7 protein-coding genes and 1 pseudogene are annotated in these 19,901 nt (G+C 56.2%); 6 read left to right on the plus strand and 2 right to left on the minus strand.

Going from position 1 to position 19,901, the window contains the following annotated elements; translation table 11 throughout:
• The first annotated feature begins 171 nt into the window (after positions 1–171).
• The 4 genes from ACFO1S_RS17190 to rlmD all read left to right on the plus strand — a co-directional run bounded on the left by ACFO1S_RS17190 (position 172) and on the right by rlmD (position 12,538).
• Positions 172–8,916 carry a cadherin-like beta sandwich domain-containing protein gene (locus ACFO1S_RS17190; protein ID WP_204606218.1) on the plus strand — a complete coding sequence of 2,915 codons (8,745 nt, stop codon included), beginning with the start codon at positions 172–174 and terminating at the stop codon, positions 8,914–8,916.
• Positions 8,917–9,148: 232 nt separating this feature from the next.
• Complete coding sequence (locus ACFO1S_RS17195; protein ID WP_378127211.1) at positions 9,149–9,937, plus strand: sirohydrochlorin chelatase; 789 nt, start codon at positions 9,149–9,151, stop codon at positions 9,935–9,937.
• A gap of 19 nt (positions 9,938–9,956) precedes the next feature.
• The gene (locus ACFO1S_RS17200) at positions 9,957–10,904 is read left to right on the plus strand and encodes a diacylglycerol kinase (RefSeq protein WP_378127213.1); all 948 of its coding nucleotides are present in this window, start codon (positions 9,957–9,959) and stop codon (positions 10,902–10,904) included.
• On the plus strand, positions 10,901–12,538 hold the full coding sequence (gene rlmD / locus ACFO1S_RS17205; RefSeq protein ID WP_204606221.1) for a 23S rRNA (uracil(1939)-C(5))-methyltransferase RlmD: 1,638 nt from the start codon (positions 10,901–10,903) through the stop codon (positions 12,536–12,538). Before ACFO1S_RS17200 ends, rlmD begins: the two co-directional genes overlap by 4 nt.
• A 150-nt stretch (positions 12,539–12,688) precedes the next feature.
• Here the strand turns inward: rlmD and ACFO1S_RS17210 are convergent, their stop codons facing one another.
• Positions 12,689–13,801: a response regulator gene (locus ACFO1S_RS17210; RefSeq protein WP_204606222.1), complete on the minus strand. Its 1,113-nt coding sequence runs from the start codon at positions 13,799–13,801 to the stop codon at positions 12,689–12,691.
• Positions 13,779–15,542: a sensor histidine kinase gene (locus ACFO1S_RS17215; RefSeq protein ID WP_204606223.1), complete on the minus strand. Its 1,764-nt coding sequence runs from the start codon at positions 15,540–15,542 to the stop codon at positions 13,779–13,781. The genes ACFO1S_RS17210 and ACFO1S_RS17215 overlap by 23 nt, the downstream gene beginning before the upstream one ends.
• Positions 15,543–15,778: 236 nt before the next feature.
• Here ACFO1S_RS17215 and ACFO1S_RS17220 point away from each other — a divergent pair.
• Together ACFO1S_RS17220 and ACFO1S_RS17225 are read left to right on the plus strand one after the other, a co-directional pair.
• Positions 15,779–16,708 (plus strand): annotated as a pseudogene (locus tag ACFO1S_RS17220) (RCC1 domain-containing protein); the annotation flags it as partial.
• Between the two features lie 84 nt (positions 16,709–16,792).
• Positions 16,793–19,901: beta strand repeat-containing protein (locus tag ACFO1S_RS17225; protein WP_378127261.1), on the plus strand; the 3,109-nt coding region annotated here is incomplete at its 3' end.

Here is a 19,901-nt window from a genome sequence, read left to right on the forward strand (position 1 = left end):
GAATTATATAAATAGACGAGGACTCATTCCGAGGCTAGTGCCGAGGTAGGGGGTCTTTTTTCGTTTTGTTTATTATTTGTTTAGTGCGACATTGTAGAATAATGTCGATTACTATCGAATTTAGTAGTTTGAACACAGGAACGGGTCATTCCATAGGACGGAGGAGAATCATTGACTAGCAAACGTTGGAATTCAGGCCTGGCCAAGCTGCTGATCGCAGCGCTGCTGCTGCAAGTCCTTCCTGCAATGCAAGGAGGCAAAAATGAGGCTTACGCGGAGGGAGTGGATTACGGGGAGGAACCGTACGGTTCATCGATAAGCGTCACCGATAGCACCTATGGGCCTAGCGTAACGGCCACTACTTACGGTCCGAACGATAACTTGACGGACTATACCTGGGAGCGGATGACCGCGGGCACGTTCAAGCCGGCGGCCAGACAAGCCGCGGCTATGACCTACGATGAAAACGAAGAAAACGTCGTATTGTTCGGGGGCGAAGGAAACGGCGGCCTGCTGGACGATACGTGGATTTGGACCGGAGGCGACGTCAATACCTGGCAGGAAGCAATGAACTTGTCGACGAAGCCTGCCAAGCGCGCGCACGCGGCGATGGCCTACGACCCGGTTAGCGGCGGCCTAATCTTGTTCGGCGGCCAGGGACAATCCGGCGTGCTCGGCGATACGTGGCTGTGGAAGAACGGCGCTTGGACGCAGCTGACCGGCTTGGCGCAATCGCCTTCGCCGCGGGCCGGGGCGCAGATGGCCTATGACGGCGAACGCCTGGTGCTGTTCGGCGGGTACACGCTGAGCGGTTCGACGAAAATTCCGAATGGCGAAACGTGGCTGTGGAACGGAGCGTCATGGGAGAATGCGACCCCGGCCGATCCGGGCGACTCTCCGCTTGCCGCCTATTACGGCCAGATGAGCTTCGACGGCCAGACGGCCGTTCTGTATGGCGGGATCACGGGCTCCGTGACGAGGAATTACACGGCGGACTCCAACCAATCAACGAAGACGTTTACTCACTACGTCGGCTCCGACGCGCTGTGGCTCTGGAACGGCGCCGATCGGAAATGGATCTCGAAGGCAGGACCGGAAGCTTACGAGCGTTGGGGAGAAGCGATGGCTTACGATGGACGGCGCGTCGTATTTTTCGGAGGAAAGCGCGATTATGTTCATATGTATACGGCCGAATTAGTTACTAGCCTGACTTTACCCACGAGCACCTACCCTGCCATGAGGGGCAGCTACGTGTATGGATGGAATAACGGCGGATGGGAGAAGTATCCGCTGAAGTATTCCACGGGGGTCGTATACAACGACGTGACCGGATACGAGAACTCCGCGCAGCCCAATCCCAATATTACTCCGTTCCCGCTTAGCGATGCGAACATGGCCTTTGACGGCTCTAAATTTATTGTGTTCGGCGGATATCGGGATAAAATCGACGTCATGAACAAACCTCTTGATCAAGTCGTCTCCAATTGGCCGGCGGGCCGGATGAACGAAACCTGGGCGTTCGGCTACACGCCGCCGTCGGCTCCCGTCATCGAGATGGTCGGAGATCCGATTCCTAACTTCGATCCGCAGCATATCAACGATACGGTCAGCATCATTACAAAGGTCCAGTCTCTGGGCGGCAGACCGGTCACCTCGCGCGGGGTAGAATACCGGCCGTATACGGAGGAGGGGAACGAAGACTGGATATCCGTTCCTTATACGGCGGATCCGCAAGCGACCGGCTCGTTCACCGTTATGCTGACCGGTCTCGAATGGCAGCGCAAGTACGAGGCTCGGGGATATGCCGTCAATGCAATCGGCACGAGCTACACCGAGACCAAGCCGTTCGAATTGAAAGACGATCCGAATATGGAGGAACCGGACGTCCGGTACGACCGCGTCGGCCCTTCGGTGCTGAACGTCAAGGACCGCAAGCGGCTGGTCGCCGTCGGGGAAGGCGTGACCAACCTGCTGCGCAAGCCGGTGAATCTGATCGAGTATTATTTGCAAAGCGGCGGTAATCGTTACCCGTTGAAGTACAACATCTTGAACGAGCGTCAGTTGGAATTGACGTGGGACGCCGATCTGCCGCAGGGTCAATATGATGTCGTATTGGAGCACGGATTCTACAAGGATTATTCGTTCGCGCAAAGTCTGATGGTGACCAATCTGGACTTCTACAAGCCGCGCGATTTCGCCTTGGTGGAGGTGCCGAGCACTTCCTCCGTCAACGAGCTCAGCGCTTTGAGATTGCAGGGGCCGTTCACGGAAACCCCGCAGGCACCGAACGTATACACGCTGAACGACGTCTCCGAGGTCGTCGCGTTGAACGATACCGTTCTGTTCAAGGGCAGCAGGCTTGTCGTAGACAAGAGCAACCCGGGGCATATGGTCATTACAGGCGAGGGGCGCCTGTTCGTCAACGGCGGAAGCCAAGAGGCGGCCGTGCCGTACACGCTCTATGACGGAAGCTTTGAATTCACTTCGAACGATTTCTCCATCGCTTTGAACGACGGTCGTGCCGTCGATTATTTGGGCATCGATATGCCTTTCACGCCCAGCAAAATCACGTTCGCCAAGGGCGGTCTGAAGCTAGCCGGCACGCTTGATCTCGGATTCACGGTCGGCAGCGGGAGAGTAACCAACGCCATTCCGGTAGACGAGGTTCTGTATCGCTACGGGCGCTTCGAGCTGACCGGCACTTACGCGTTGAACAAAAGCTTCAAAGTCGGACCGATCGACGTAAGCGACACTTCCTTCGTCATCGACAGCCGGATTCCTTGGGTCAGCGTGAAGGGCAAGGGCAGCCTGCCGGGCACAAGCCTTAGCTTCGATCTGCGCATGAAGCTCAAGCAAGGACGCCTGGACGAGGTCGGCTTCGGCATGTTCAATAAGGCGAACTTCGCCTCCACGGGGCTGCAGATCGATTATTTATACGGAACGGTGGACAAGCTCGCCGAGAAAACGCAAGTTCCCCAACGGCTTCCCGTGTTCGGTTCTGTAACGGATATCCTCGTTCCGCAGTTGAAGCATCCGTCGGCGAGCTACAAGTTCAACCTGCTCGGCACGGACGAGATCGACGTGAATCTGACGCCTTACGGGCTTGATGCAACGGGCATTGAATATTATTACTGGCTGCCAGTTAACAAAATGAGCCTGCAAGCCGTCGTCAATCCTTCGAATGCCGGCATCAAGGGCTTCTCCCAGCCGGGCTTCCTCGCATCGGGCGAAATCAACGCTTACGATGTGATCAAAGGAACGATCGCGGCGTATTCTTTCAACAAAAAAGGCTACAACGGAGCGCTGAAAGCGACCGTCTACGTGCCTAAAGGCATCCCGCGCATCGGCGGGGCAACGATTCGCAACGCAGTGCTGAGCGTGAACGAAAAGCAGATCATTGGCATGCTCAAGCATAACGGAATCGCCGCCAGAGTGTCGTATACGTTCAGCAACAATACGATTTTGTTCGAGGTGGAGGCCGAGCCTCCGAAGAAATCGTGGTGGGAGAAAGGCTTGGATTTCATCAACAACGTGAACGATTTCTTCGAGAAGGTCGAACCACTGGGAGATATTCTGGAGGAATTGCTCTACGAGGCGCCGTCTTACTCCGAGTTCAATATCGCGGCAGCGGACGATTGGACGAAGAGCTTCGATTTCGAACGCTTTAATCGGGTAGCGGCATCGACAGGAGCGCTTAAGAAGGTGTACGACCTGACGCCAGTCAGCTTGGTCTTCCAACCGGACGAAGAGGCGGACACGGAAGCCGTCGCCCGCATGGTGGAGGGAAAGCTGACTACGGTCGAGCGGAAGACGCCGATGACGACGCAGGCGACTGCGGCGGGCGGGCAGTCGGTATCTGTATTCCGGGTCAAACACGCCTATGAAGCTTGGATCGTCCTGACGGGAGATCAACGGGCGGCTTCGCTGAAGCAATCCCCCGCAGCCCATCCGAATGCGGAAAGCGCGGTAAAGACCGAAGCGGTGTACAACTCCGAATCGGATCTGACGTTCATACGAGCTTCCCTGTCCGAAGGAATCGCGAAGCTGACAGCAGGCACAGATAGTCGAATTCGCATGCACGAGTTGCTATTCGCGAATCGGTTGCTGAAGCTGGAGCAGGTGGCGGAAGCATGGACGCAGACTCCGGACCGGCCGGTTACCTCCCTGCTTGTGGAGGAACGGGGCTCCTACGCGATGCAAATCGACGCGGTGCCAGGCGAAGTCGTCGTGTACAAGCCGGATGGACGGCCTTACTATTTGGAGTCGGCCGACAACGCTCCGGGCCGGAATGCCTTCCGCGACGGCGAAGGCAATACGCATGTTCTGCTGAACGCGGTCGAAGCGGGAACTTGGCTGATCGGCGCGGACGAGAATCCGGCTGTCCGGATCGACCGGGTGCCGGCTCAGACCACGATTGAGGAATTGAAGACGTGGGTGCAGAGCGGAAGTTATCCTACGGTGTTCGAGATGAGCAGTTCGAGCAGCGGACAAGCCGTCGTGGAGATCTACGAGGCGGACGAGAATACGAAGCTGTACCGTCCCGACGGAGAACTGTACGAGCTGCAGCCGAATCCGAACAAAAGCGGCATGAACGTTTCATACGACGAAGCGCGTCGGAAGATGACCGTCTGGCTTGACGGAGTCGAGCTGAAGGGACAGTGGAAGGCGGTTAGCGGCTCCGGCTTCGCCAGCGTCATCGGCTATAAGCTGAGCCGAAAATTCAAGTCGATCAAGCCGCTGTTGGACGAAGGACAGTATTCTAAGTATTTCGAAGTAGCGGAGAAGGGCGATTACTTGCTCTCCGTCAGCGGCGGCAATGCCCATACGGTCATTCTGGATCCCGCCGGCAAAGCTTACGCTTTGAATTTTGCCGATCCGAACGGCAACGCTTATGTTCAGCCAGCGTCGGACCGTACGTCTAGCCCATCAAGCGGCGGAGATCCGCTGGATAGAGCGGGGATCGTTACGCCGTACCCTGCGGACGACGGACGGGATATGCTCTATGTCACGCTGCTGAACGCGTCTGCGGGCAAATGGCGGGTACAGAACGGCACCCGGGCGGACGTGCAGATTCAGAAGCTGATTCCTACGCCTGACGTGAAGGTTTCGGCGGCTCCGGTCGAAGGCGATAGCAATCGCGTGCGGGTAACGTGGTCGACGGAAAATGCCGCCGTCGGCACCGAGGTAACGCTTATGCTGACCGGCAGCAGGGACGCATACATCGGAGAACCGCTTGTAGAAGGATTGGCGGCTTCGGGCAGTACTGTCATCGACATTCCCGAAGAGACGCTTCCGGGCACTTACTATTTGTCGGCCGAGGCGGCAAGCGCGGATGAAGCGCCCGTCTACACGATCGCGGCTAACGCGGTCGAGGTGGCCGGTGCTTACGCGCTGGCCGCGCCTGCCACGCCGGAAGTTCTGTCCGCAGGCAACGGCGAGGCGACGCTGCGATTCGCTTCCGTATCCGGTCAAGTGGAACGGTACCGGATTTGGATTGGCTCAGGAGCGGGAAGCGAACCGATCACGCCAGTCATGGATGTCGAGCCGCAGGCGGGAGCGATCCAGGAAGCGGTCGTCTCGGGACTGACGGCGAACGCGGATTATACGGTGGCCGTCTCGGCTATCGGCCGGCAGGACGGACGGTTTGCGCTCAGCCCGCTGTCAGGAAGCGTCGACTTGACGCTCCCGGCTCCGCAGCCGGCCACGCTGTCGGTGTCGCTTGATGCGGGATCCAGCCTGGTCTCTACGCGCAACGTTGCGGCTTACGACGGAAGCGATCGGACGCTGCTGATCACGTCCGCCGGCAGCGCCAAGCTGAAGGCTGCGACGAACCAGGCGGTTACGCTGGCTCTGACGATCGACGGACAAACGTTCGGCAGCGTTCAAGCGCCGGCGAACGGCGTTCATTCTTTCGATCTGAACGCGCTGCTGAACGTCGGCGCGCTGGAAGAGCGGGAATACAAAGTGCGGATCGAAGCGGTTAATGCCCGCGGCGACCGCAGCAGCGAATCCATCGGGCTGTTCGTCGATCGCACGAATCCGCTGTTGATCGCGTCCGGTTGGGACGATCAAGCGAACGCGCCAATTCCGCTTAACGGGGCGGTGGACGGCTCCGGCAAGCTGCGGATCGTCGGGCAGACGGAAATCGGAGCGAAGCTGGAGATCGACGGAATCGTCGTTCCTCTGGACGACGAGGGCCGCTTCGTCTACTACGCTCCGCTAGTATGGGACAACGGCAAGGACCGGCAATCGATTACGATGAAAGCTTCGGATGGAGCCGGCAATACGACGGATTACGGCTTCGAAGTCGTGAAGGACACCGCGAGCACCGGGGCGACGTTCCCTGGCGACCTCGCCGCGCTGACGGTCGGGGGCGCGTCTCTCGTCGAACCGTATATATTCGACACGGTCTCTTATCAGGCTAAGGCGAATTCGAACAAGGTACGCGTCTACGCAGTACCGATGGAGGCTTCGTCGACCGTGACGATCGACGGGCAGACGCTTCCGGCAAGCGGTTATGTCGAAGTGGACGTAACTGCTGCGGGCCAAACGGCGCAAGTCCGGGTACGTCCGGCCGGCAACGGGCCCGAGAAGACGTACGCGGTGCAGATCGGCGCCGGGTCGAGCGTGCCGCTGCTAAGCGAATTGACGCTGAGAACGCAATCCGGTCAAGCGATTGCCGCCGCTCCGTTCGTCGGAACGGACGATTCGTACGAAGTATACGTAGATTATTCGACAGAGGGCGTTACATTGACGCCTGGCGCACTGATGGCCGGGTCGGCGATCACGGTCGACGGGCAAAACGCGCAGAACGGGCAAGCCTCCCAGATCGTGGCTTTGGAGGCGGGCGAGAACCGGATTCCGGTCATCGTCTCCTCGCCGGACGGCTCGCAATCGCGCAGCTATGAGGTCGTGGTCTTGCGGGAGAAGAGCGGCAATGCCGAGCTGCAACAGCTGGGTATCCAGACGAGCGGCGCTGTACTGACGCCCGAATTCGATCCGAATGTCTTCTCTTATCAGGTAAAGGTCCCGCAAACGACGACCGCCTTCGTTCTTAAGCCTGTTGCGCAGCAACTGGACGCGACGGTTCTCGTCAACGGCCAAAGCATAACGGGAAGCCCGGCGACGATTCCGTTCGGCGGAGACGGCTTAACCGTCAAGATCGAGATGAGCGCGCAGGACGGCAGCACGCGGACTTATACGTTATACGTGCTGCGCCAGAAGGCCTCGCCGGAAGCGCCGCCGCTTCTGGACAGCCTGGAAGCGAGCGCCGCGCTCGACGGCAGCTTTAACCCTTATAAGCTGAACTACGGCACGAAGCTGAGGGTAGAAGGCGGAAGCGTGTCCATTCAGGCCACGGCTAACGACCCGCAAGCGACCGTCACGGTGATGGACAAATCCCTGCAGGGAGGCGGCAGCTTCACGTACGGCTTGAAGATGGGTCTGAATACGATCAAGATTCAGGTAGAATCCGCCGATCAGATCGCTTCGCAGACGTATTCGATAGACGTGACGCGCGTAAGCGCGGGCTCCGCACCGATGGAGACCGTGCGACAATCGACGGTTACCGGCGGATCCGGAGACTGGACCGTTCAAATTCCGATCATTCGGACGATCGCTCCGGACGGCAGCGTCATCGATACCGTAAAGCTGGATGCGGACAAGGCGAAAGCCGTATTGGACAAAGCCCGGCAAAGCAAGAACAGCGTAGCTCGGATTCTGGTGACCGACTTGCCAGGCGAGCCTGCCGACGAGCGTAAAGTAGACCTGAATCCGGGAGCCTTGACCTTGCTTGCCGAGAGCGGGTTGACGCTGCGGATCGAGCTGCCCGAGGGCGTCATCGAGTTACGGACCGATTCGTTGAAGCAGCTGGGCGAACAAGGAAAAGACGTCTACTTCCGGATTGTTCCGATCGTAGCGGCTAACAAGCGGGACGAAGTCGTCGCGCGCGCGCTGCAAGCCGAGTCGGTGCGGCAGGCGGCAGACGGTCGCCCGGTATCCGCGATCGGCGGACCGGTCCGGATAGAAACCAATTACACCAATTACAAGACGGGATTGCTCTTCCGGCTTGACGGGTTGAAGCTGCCGGCGGACGAAGCCGCAGCTAAGCGGATGTTATCGGAGCTGACGGTCTACATTGAGCATAGCGACGGAGAGAAGAAGCTTGCTCAAGGAGAAATCCGCTATGACGAGGATGGCGGCATAGCCGGCCTAGCCATCGAAGTCGATAAGTTCAGCACGTTTACCGTCTTGCGGATGGGCTCGAACGAGACGGCGACACCGACGAAGCTGGAGCCTTACCTGCTCGGTTATGCGGACGGCACCTTCCGTCCGTTGCAATCGATCAAGCGCTCGGAGATCGCAACGATCCTGCATCGCCTCGGCTTGGACGGTGCGGACAAGGAAACGGCCGCCGGAGGGACAACGGGCTACAAGGACGTCAAGGCTTCGCATTGGGCAGCGGAAGCGATCGCCTCCGTGCGGCGTTCCGGCCTGATGCTCGGCGACGACAAGGGCTTGTTCCGCCCGGATGCCTCCATTACTCGTGCGGAGCTGGCGAGCATCATTGCCAGACTGCTGCCGTCCGGCGCGACCGGTCGGAGCGAGCTTCCTACAGATGTGCAAGGACATTGGGCGGCGGGAGCGATCGGAAAGGCGCTGGAGGCGGGTATCCTGAAGGGTTATCCGAACGGCACCTTCCAACCGGACCGACAGCTGTCTCGCGCGGAAGCGGTACGGGTATTGAACCAATTGCTCGAACGGCCGACGGCCAGCGTTTCGTCCTCCGGCTGGCCCGACGTGCCGGCCAACTATTGGGCGATCCGGGACATCGAATCGGCAACCGGTACCGTAACGGTATCGGAGAGCGGCGCGGTTCGGATCGAGCCTTACCGCAAGAACGAATCTTCTAAATAATAAATACAGTCTTATATGCAACGAAACGGCCTTGGTCCAGAGATTCATCGGACCGAGGCCGTTTTTGCTTGCGAGCAGGGGCGGATCTCCTCGCTTGCGCTCCACAAATCGGTTAAAATTGATGGAGGCAGCAATTGTGCGGGCTTTGCCGTTGACTTTGTCCAAACGATTCGATAGCATGAACGAGAAAGAGGGTACGCTGGGTGAAATTGGATGGGAGGCTCGCCAAGCTATGAAACCGGGGATATTGATCATCAGCCACGGCTCTAAGGAGTCCGGCTGGGTTAGCTTGGTCGATGAGGCGGTAAGCTCGGCCCGTCAAGCTTGGGGAGAAGAGGTTCTCGTTGCGGCCGGTTTTCTGGAATTGGTTGAGGGCCGTCTTATCCAGGATGCGATCGACGAGCTGGAGCGGGCGGGCGCGGATCGTCTATTGGCGATTCCGTTGTTCATTTCCTCCGGCAGCACCCACGTTTCCGAGATCGGCTGGGCGCTGGGGGCTTACGAGGAGCCTGGCACCGAAACGGATTTGACCCCTGTAGCTTGCAGCGTTCCCCTCCTGTACGGGAAGCCGATGGACGACGATGCCGAAGTGGTGGATGTGCTGCTGGAAAGGCTGCAGGCGTTGTCCGTTCGACCGGATAAGGAAAGTCTACTGCTTATCGGGCACGGCAGCAAGGAAGAGGGCTTCCGGCAGGCTTGGGAGCGGGGATTGGCGCGCCTGTCGGAGAAGCTGATTGAGCAAGGCGGATTCGGCGATTGTCGCTGGGCGATGCTGCAATTGGATCAGGTAGGCGGGAGATGGGAAGAGCTGCGAAGCGATAAGCCGCAGAACGATATCGTTGTCGTTCCGCTGTTTCTCAGCGAAGGATATTTTACGAAAGAGGTTATTCCTTCTCTCCTGAGAGGACTGCCGAGCCGTTACGACGGACGCACGCTGATGCCTCATGTCCGGGTGCTGGACTGGATGAGTCGGCAGGCAGGCAATTGGTTAAATGACATTGGATTCAAGAGGCAGCTATAGACGAAGAGGGGATTTCCGGTTGGACACAATTCGCGCCCGGTTAATCTATAATCCGACTTCCGGCCGGGAGGAAGTCAAACGTAAGCTGGGAGCCATCCTCCAGCGCTTGGAGCAGGGCGGAATAGAGACCTCCTGCCATGCGACGGAGGGCAAGGGGGATGCGACCAGGGCAGCGGAGGAAGCCGTGAAGAGAGGCTTCGATATGGTCATCTCCGCAGGCGGGGACGGCACCTTGAACGAGGTCGTGAACGGGCTGTCGCAGAGCGAGAAGCGTCCTGCGCTCGGGATTCTGCCGCTCGGGACGACCAACGATTTTGCGCGGGCGCACGGCATTCCGAAGAAGTGGGAGGCGGCGTGCGATCTCATTACCCGCCGCTATACGACGGCGGTGGATGTGGGGCAGGCGAACGACCGCTACTTCATCAATATTGCCGGCGGGGGCTCGCTGACGGAATTAACCTATGAAGTTCCCAGCAAGCTAAAGACGATGGTCGGACAGCTTGCTTATTATATGAAGGGTCTGGAGAAGATCACGCGTCTTAATCCGACCCAAATGCATATCTCGGCGGAGGGGATCGGCGAATTCAACGAGGAATTCATGCTGTTCCTGATCGCCAACAGTAACTCCGTGGGCGGCTTCGACCGGCTGGCGCCGAACGCAAGCACAAACGATGGCGTATTCGACGTGCTCGCTCTGCGGAAGTGCAGTCTGGCCGAGTTTCTGCGAATTGCCACAATGGTGCTGCGCGGGGAGTCGATCTTGAACGATCCGCACTTCATTCATTTTCAGACAAATCGGGTTGTCGTGCAATCGGACCATCGCGTGCAATTAAACGTGGACGGCGAATTCGGCGGCACGCTTCCTTGCACGTTTAATCTGCTGCCGGGTCATCTGAACGTTATTGTGGATGAACGAGGGGAATCTACGTACACGAAAAACGGACCTGGGCGGGCCTTGCAGCTATGAGCGGAGGAAAGCGCAGAGACGGAGGAAGACGGGAGAGCCCTGGCGCTGGGAATCGCGATAGCCTAGCCGGCGGGCGCAAGCGGCAGGGCGGCAGAGCAGTCAACGGGCAAGCGAATAATCGCGGCAGGCAGGACCGTTTCGCAAGCGGGCGAGAGGGAAGAAGTGGCGGAGCACCATCCTCTCTTGCAGGAGTTCCGGTGGCGGTTGGACAGAGCGTCGCTTGCGATATTATCGGATTGACGCATGACGGGGAAGGGGTAGGCCGAGTCGAGGGCTATACCCTTTTTGTTCGTGGAGCGCTGCCCGGGGAACGGGTTCGCGCGGAGGTCGGCAGCATCGGCAAATCGTTCGGCCGAGCATGGATGACGGAGCTGCTGGAGGTTGGCGAGAGCGAGAACAAGGGCGAGGGCGAGAAGATTCGCGTAACGCCGCCGTGCCCGATCTATGAGGATTGCGGCGGGTGTCAGCTTCAGCATCTGGCGTATGCCGAGCAGCTGAAATGGAAGCGGGAGCATGTCGTTAATAATCTGAGGAGAATCGGCAAAGTAGCAGTGGCCGGAGCCGAGGGAGCTGTCGCCGCGGGCGATGGGACGCTCGACGGCCGTCCTGAGGCGGTCGTTCATCCGACGATAGGGATGAGCGAGCCCTGGCGGTATCGGAACAAGGCGCAGGTGCCTATCGGCAGCGCGGGCGGAAATCTCGTCGGCGGCTTCTATGAGAAGGGGAGCCACGAGATCGTCGAGATGGGAGCTTGCCTCATTCAGGTGGAAGAGAATGAGAAGACGGTGCGCATCGTGAAGGAGGCCGCGCGGCTGCTGGATATTCCGCCTTACAGCCGGGAGTCCGGGCGCGGCCTGCTGCGGCATGTCGTTGTCCGCCATGCCCGAACGACGGGACAGCGGATGGTCGTGCTGGTCACGAACGGACGCGATATTCCGCGCGGCGAGGAGCTGGTCGCTTTGTTACGCGAAAGCGTACCCGGAATCGCGAGCATCTGCCAGAACATCCAGACGGCTGAGACTTCCGTCGTCTTCGGCGACGAAACCCGCACGCTGTGGGGCGAGGACGTAATCTATGACGAGATCGGAGGCATCCAGTTTGCGATCTCGCCGCGTTCGTTCTTCCAGGTTAACCCTGAGCAGACGGTGCAGCTTTATCGCAAGGCGGTGGAGTATGCCGGCCTGACCGGCGAGGAGACCGTTATCGATGCGTACTGCGGCATCGGGACGATCTCGCTGTTCCTTGCCCGGCATGCGAAGCGGGTGTATGGCGTGGAGATCATTCCGGAAGCGATCGAGGATGCCCGGCGCAACGCCGCGTTGAACGACATCCGCAACGCCGAATTCGCCGTCGGCCCCGCCGAGGTCGTCATGCCCCGATGGCAAGCGGAAGGCATCGCCCCCGATGTCATCGTCGTCGACCCTCCTCGCAAAGGCTGCGATCCCGCGCTTATCTCCACGATGCTGGAGCTTCGACCGGCTCGTATCGTCTACGTCTCCTGCGATCCCGCGACTCTGGCTCGGGACTTGAAGCTGCTTGAGGATGGCGGGTATCGTACGGTGGAGGTACAGCCGGTGGATATGTTTCCTCATACGGGGCATGTGGAGTGCTGTGTGTTGCTCGTAAGAAAGTAATATTTCAGCCGCATTTACCTTTTATATTAAGACTGATAGAGCCTAAGCGGAGGTTCAAGAAGCCGCTTGCACTGAAACTTTCAGCGCAAGCGGCTTTTTACACCGACGCTTTAGATTTGAACGATCCAGATCGCTTACCTGTGTTACTAACTACAATCGACCGTACCACTCGGCCAGCTCTGCTGAAGGCTGAATATTGAGTTCTTGCTTTAGCAGCGCTTCATACTGCTTGTAGTGCAATTGGAGGGCCAGTCTGTCCTTCAAAGCGGCAAACCCGTGCATAAGCAGCATATTCGCTTCCTCATCCAATTCGTTGCGCCGCACCAACCTTTTAGAAATCTGAACGGCCTGACGAATCTGATTATTTTCGAGCAGCCACTTGGCTAGACGTTTGGCAAACGCCTCATACAAATCAATGAGCCGCTCGCGCTCGACAAGCGCCCACCCGTACGCTTTGTCATCGAACAAATCGCCTGTATACATTTTCTCAACGGCAATTGCGGCCTCTTCATTATTCTCATCAATGGTGTGAAAACCGGACAATCGCTCTTCGAATTCTATGAAATCGATCTTGATTTGTTCTAGACTCATCTGATAATGTTCGCGATCGGAGGAAAGTATTTCCTTTATCCCGTAAGTAGACAGCGTCCTACGCAGCTGGTATAGCGCAGTATTGAGATAAAACTCCGAATTCTTCCCTTCTCTATCAGGGAATAAATCTTCCAGTATACGGACTTTGGTCGCACGATTGCCGCGACAGAGCAACAAATACGCAAACAGCTCCTGACTTTTGCGGGACGTCCACTTCAATGAGTCTTCTTGCTTGCTGCTGATTTGCAATCCTCCCAAGCCTGCAACCGACAATCGTTTCAAACTGTCCACGTTACCGGAATCGAGTTTTTCCGCCCGCCCTCTCGCCGCTCTCGCAACGGTTTCTTCTAAGCGCTTCAGGGAAACTGGCTTCACAATATAATCCAATGGATATACGTCAAAAGCATCCAGCGCATACTCCTTATGGGAGGTTACGAACACAATATCCAAGTCGGTGTTCATCTTCCGTAACTCAAGGGCTAATGTCAATCCGCTGTCTTCCGCGATCATGATATCGATAAAGGCAAGATCCACGACATGCTGTGCGGCAAACGTAACCGCCTCTTCACTGCTGCGTATCATCCCGACGATTTCCACACCTTCTATTCGCGACAATAGCTGGCTCAATGCCGTCAACATCGCCTGTTCGTCATCGATAAGCAATACTTTCATCGTTGTCCCTTTCCGAGTCTGCAGCGCGAAGCGAAAAGTAAAAAACGGTTTTCCGGCGCGGCATGCTCTCCACCCAAATGTGTCCTCCGCTCATCCGCACGAATTGTTGGCAGACTTGCAATCCCAGGCCGGTTCCTCTCTCCCCGGCAGTCCCCGTCGTAGACACGAGTCTCAGCGGATCGAACAACTCCCGAACCCGATCATCCTCCATACCCACACCATTGTCGCTAACCGATACGATTACCTGTCCGGCATTATTTTCGGCGCTAACCCTAACGGTCCCGCCCCGCTCGGAAAATTTAATTGCATTCGTCAGCAGGTTACGAACGATCAAATTGACTGCTTCTCTATCCGCATAGACCGCAATGTCGCCGTCGATCTCGGTATGTATAGCGATTTGTTTGGCTTCGCTTTTGATTCGCAGCGTGCGGCACGCTTCCTCGACCCTATCCGTCAGTCGCAATCGTTCGGGTTGCAGCAGCATGCCTTCCTTCTGGCTGCGAAACCATTCCAGCAAATTTTCGATCATCGCGAACGTATTTTGAATTTGCCCGCTTAACGCATCGATCACTTCCTGATGATTGCGGTTAAACATCGTTTTATCTACTTCCAGTACTTCGATCAAACTAGCCTGAACCGCCAACGGATTCCGGATATCATGGGAAACGATTGCGAACAAATGATCCTTTAGCTGATTAAGTTTAACGATCTGCTCCATCTGTCTTTGCTTTTCCGTTATATCGAACAATACGGATACGGTTCCTTGCTCAGCCCCACCCCGGGAGGCGAGCGGATACACCTTGACCGAATAGACCCGTGCTTCTCCGTTCACCTGGGCGTCAATCTCTATATCGCTCGTCTCCATTCGCTTGCAGGCTTGCAGCCAATTCGGCCAATCGGCCAACAATTTGTCGATAGGCTTCCCCGCAATCGAACTTTCTCCCGAACCCGTCAATAAGGGCTCGACATACGAATTGCTATCGACGACGCTTCCCTTGTGATTGACAATGAGTATCCCTTCTTTCATTGTCTCCACCACGACTTGTCTTGCGAGCGGAACGACCGAGAACATCCGGTGACGGATCACGATCCACAGCATGGTCATTCCCACAAATCCGCAATAAACCGAGATAGGAAGCAGCCACGGCGCGAAGCCGGAATAAGCGGACTTGGCAATTTCCGTCGCTGCGGGGATGCAGCCGCACAGAACCAACCAGATTCCGGGCTTGCGAAGCTCGGGACGTACGCGCCGCAGATAGACGAACAAATAAAAGACGCAAGCAGCAAGAATCAGATAACAGATGATATTAAACGCAAGAGAATAAACGGTTTTGCTTACTTCCAAATGCCCTTGGCCCAGCTCTATATTCCAAAAAAGCAGATGGTGATAGGGGTTCGTCCATATAAGCACTGACCATAACACAAAAATCGATAGAATCTGCATCATACGCAACGGACGTAAATATTCGTCTTTCCCGAACAGGGCCAGCACGAAAAAAATCATCATAGGCACCACAAACAACAAGCTGGTTTGTTCCATATTTCGAAACAGTATTTTGGATGACAAACTTTCGCTGTTGATTTCCATGATCACGCTTCCGGCATAAATCACGCGACAGACCATAACCCAGGCAAAATATCGGATTCCCCGTTCCTGGCTATACAGAAAGGCGTAACATAAAAACGCGATCATTAAAAAAATGGAAACCAGCATGGCCACATTGGGTAGCGTTACACTCATTACGATCAAGTTCTCCTTATGACGGGAAGCATCTATATTGATCATACTATATGGAAGGTTCTTTCACTATAACAAGTGAACTGTAGTCCTTTCATAGTTCTTTCATAGTTCTTTTATAGTTCTTTTATAGCCGTCTGATATGCTAGTTTTTATTAAAATACTGGGAAAATTATTCCTCAAGCTATTAAGAAAAGGAGAACATAATGAGAAAATCGACTATAATCGCAAAAAAAATAATGATTTGTCTACTAGCGCTTATCCTTATCGCAAGTCCATTATTTATTCCGGCGAATGCCGATGCTGCATCAAATGATCCTGTATTTGTTTCAATTACTTCTGAAGATTCGACTACATTTGCGTTGGATCAGGACGGTCAGATCTGGGCATGGGGAGAGAATGGCAACCAATATGGGCAATATGGTGACGGAACAACGGTATCCTCCTTACTCCCCAAAAGAGTTCTGGTGATGAATGGCGGTACCCCGGTTAGATTTACAAAAGCAAAACCGACAGCGAATCATTCTATGGCGTTGGATAGTAATGGTAATGTCTGGACGACGGGGCGCGATAATCTCGGACAATTGGGCAATGGAGCGTTAGGCGATTCTCTTACATGGGAGAAAGTTAACATCCCGGGCAAAACGTTTACGGACATCGCAGCGGCACGGGAGGCTTCATTTGCTTTGGACAGTCAAGGTTTCTTGTGGCGATGGGGCTATAATTTAAACTCGAATTCCCAAGTACCGATCCAGGTGCCGGTGCAAGAGGAAGGGAATACGATTAGATTAAAATCTCTTTATGGACATACGCAAGCGGTTTTCGCAATAGATACAAATGATCGATTATGGTTAATCGCTGAGGGTGAGGTTGTTCCCGAAAGATACCTTTTTCTAGGAAGCCATGGGTTCCAATCGGTTTCGCTTGGTTCCAGTGGAGCGTCTTCTTTTGCATTGGCTCTTGATGAATTCGGGGATGTATGGGGATGGGGAAACAATTCGAATGGACAACTTGGACATGGGCTTCCTACAGGCACCTGGCGCACTCCAACCCCGATGACGATTAAGAACGGTAACGGCGTTCCGATTAAATTTGCTCAAATATCCGCTGGATATACTCACACGTTAGGCATAGATGTAGATGGGAAGCTGTGGGTGTGGGGAGCAAACGAATTGGGGCAGCTGGGCGACGGTACAACCGTGAATGCTGTAGAAGCTAAGACATATAGTGTCTCTTTTCAAGAGGGGGGCAATGTGCGATTAATCGGTTTTAAATTCGTGGAGGGGGGATCTGACAGATCGTTTGCCCTGGATCAAGACGGGAAGCTGTGGCATTGGGGTAATGGAATATTAAAGCCACAAAAGCTCGGTTTGGCAGTAAGTGCGGCCAGTCCGGCGAAGGAGATCACCGCATTCGGCTTCGCGACACCGGCAGTGACGGGAACGGTGAACGAGGAGAATCATACGATCAGCGTTAATGTGCCCTATGGAACGGATGTAACTGCCCTAACGCCGACGATTACGCATACAGGCGCGAGCGTCTCGCCGAACAGCGGCGCGGCGCGGAACTTTACCAATCCGGTTACCTATACGGTGACGGCAGCGGATGGCTCCACGCAAGATTACACCGTAACGGTCACAGTGGTCGTGAACCCTGCGAAGGCAATCACGGCGTTCGGCTTCGCGACACCGGCAGTGACGGGAAGGGTGAACGAGGGGAATCATACGATCAGCGTAACGGTTCCTTATGGCACGAATGTGACGGCTTTGACGCCGACAATTACGCACACAGGTGCGAGTATATCACCGAATAACGGCGCGACGCGGAACTTTACCAATCCGGTGATCTATACGGTGACGGCAGAGGATGGCTCCACGCAGGATTACACCGTAACGGTCACTGTGGCCTCCGGAATCACTTCTTTCGCCTTCGAAAGCCTGGGAGTGACGGGAACGGTGGACGAGGAGCGTCACATTATCAGGGTTGAAGTGCCATATGGAACGGATATCACGTCGCTGACACCGACGATTACGCACACAGGATGGGATATCCATCCGAAAAGCGGCGTGGCGCAGGACTTCTCGATCGTAGGGAATGTCCACTATAGGCTTGATGGCAGTGTTTTTTACGCAGTAGGGATCACTGTGGCCGCGAACCCGGCGAAGGAGATCACCGCGTTCGGCTTCGCAAGCCCGGCAGCGACGGGAACGGTGGACGAGGGGAATCATACGATTGCCATCACCGTTCCATATGGAACGGATGTCAGGTCGCTAACTCCGACGATTGCGCATACGGGCGCAAGCATCTTGCCGAATAACGGAGTGGCCCAGAACTTCACCAATCCGGTGACGTATAAGGTGACCGCAGAGAATCGCTCCACGCAGAATTACACCGTAACGGTGGATGTGGCCGCCAACCCGGCGAAGGCAATCACGGCGTTCAGCTTCACGACGCCAGCTGTTTCCGGTACGGTGAACGAAGCGAATCATACGATTGCCATCACTGTTCCTTATGGAACGAATGTCGCGTCGCTAACTCCGACGATTACACACTCAGGTGCAAGCATCTCGCCGACCAGCGGCACGGTACGAAACTTTACCAATCCGGTGATGTATACGGTGAGGGCAGCGGATGGCTCCACGCAGAATTACACCGTAACGGTGAACGTCGCCGCCAACCCGGCGAAGGCGATCACCGCGTTCAGCTTCGCAAATCCGGCAGTGACGGTAACAGTGACCGAAGCGAATCATACAATTGCCATCACCGTACCTTATGGAACGAATGTCGCGTCGCTAACTCCGACGATTGCGCATACGGGCGCGAGCATCTCGCCGAATAGCGGTACGGCGCAGAACTTTACCAATCCGGTGACCTATAGGGTGACTGCAGCGGATGGCTCCACGCAGAATTACACCGTAACGGTGAATGTAGCCGCCAACCCGGCGAAGGCAATCACCGCGTTCAGCTTTGCTGCACCAGCTGTGACGGGAACGGTGAACGAAGCGAATCATACGATAAGCGTTAATGTGCCATATGGAACGAATGTGACGGCCTTGACTCCGACGATTGCGCATACGGGCGCGAGCATCTCGCCGACCAGCGGCACGGTACGAAACTTTACCAATCCGGTGATGTATACGGTGAGGGCAGCGGATGGCTCCACGCAGAATTATGTCGTGACCGTGAATGTAGCCGCCAACCCGGCGAAGGCGATCACCGCGTTCAGCTTCGCAAGCCTGGCAGTGATGGGAACAGTGAACGAAGCGAATCATACGATAAGCGTTAATGTGCCATATGGAACGAACGTGACGGCCTTGACTCCGACGATTGTGCATACGGGCGCGAGCATCTCGCCGACCAGCGGTACGGCACAGAACTTTACCAATCCGGTGACCTATAGGGTGACCGCAGCGGATGGCTCCACGCAGAATTATGTGGTGACCGTGAATGTAGCCGCCAACCCGGCGAAAGCGATCACGGCGTTCAGCTTTGCTGCACCAACTGTGACGGGAACGGTGAACGAAGCGAATCATACGATAAGCGTTAATGTGCCATATGGAACGAATGTGACGGCCTTGACTCCGACGATTGTGCATACGGGCGCGAGCATCTCGCCGACTAGCGGTTCGGCGCAGAACTTTACCAATCCGGTGACCTATAGGGTGACCGCAGCGGATGGCTCCACGCAGAACTACACCGTAACGGTGAATGTGGCCGCCAACCCGGCGAAGGCGATCACAGCGTTCAGCTTCACGACACCGTCTGCTACGGGTACGGTGAACGAGGCGAACCATACGATTGCCATCACCGTGCCTTATGGGACGAATGTCGCGTCGCTAACGCCGACGATTACGCACACAGGTGCGAGCATCTTACCGGGCAGCGGTACGGCACGGAACTTTACCAATCCGGTGACGTATACGGTGACCGCAGCGGATGGCTCCACGCAGAATTACGCCGTAACGGTCAATGTGGCGGCGAACCCGGCGAAGGCAATCACAGCGTTCAGCTTCACGACACCGGCTGCTACGGGTACGGTAAACGAGGCGAATCATACGATTGCTGTAACCGTGCCGTATGGAACGGATGTTACGTCGCTAACGCCGACAATTGCGCACACGGGCGCGAGTATCTCGCCGACCAGCGGCGCTGCGCAGGACTTCACCAACCCGGTGACGTACACGGTGACCGCAGCGGATGGCTCCACGCAGAATTACACCGTAACGGTGAATGTGGCCGCCAACCCGGCGAAGGCAATCACGGCGTTCAGCTTCACGACACCGTCTGCTACGGGTACGGTGAACGAGGCGAACCATACGATTGCCATCACCGTGCCTTATGGGACGAATGTCGCGTCGCTAA

It is taken from the genome of Cohnella boryungensis, from assembly GCF_042651945.1.
Classification (GTDB): domain Bacteria; phylum Bacillota; class Bacilli; order Paenibacillales; family Paenibacillaceae; genus Cohnella; species Cohnella boryungensis.

Bases quoted from the DNA above. Each gene is read 5' to 3' on its own strand.
- ACFO1S_RS17210 (WP_204606222.1), bottom strand. From the start codon at position 13,801: ATGAAAGTATTGCTTATCGATGACGAACAGGCGATGTTGACGGCATTG.
- ACFO1S_RS17215 (WP_204606223.1), bottom strand. From the start codon at position 15,542: ATGAGTGTAACGCTACCCAATGTGGCCATGCTGGTTTCCATTTTTTTA.
- rlmD (WP_204606221.1), top strand. From the start codon at position 10,901: ATGAGCGGAGGAAAGCGCAGAGACGGAGGAAGACGGGAGAGCCCTGGC.
- ACFO1S_RS17195 (WP_378127211.1), top strand. From the start codon at position 9,149: ATGAAACCGGGGATATTGATCATCAGCCACGGCTCTAAGGAGTCCGGC.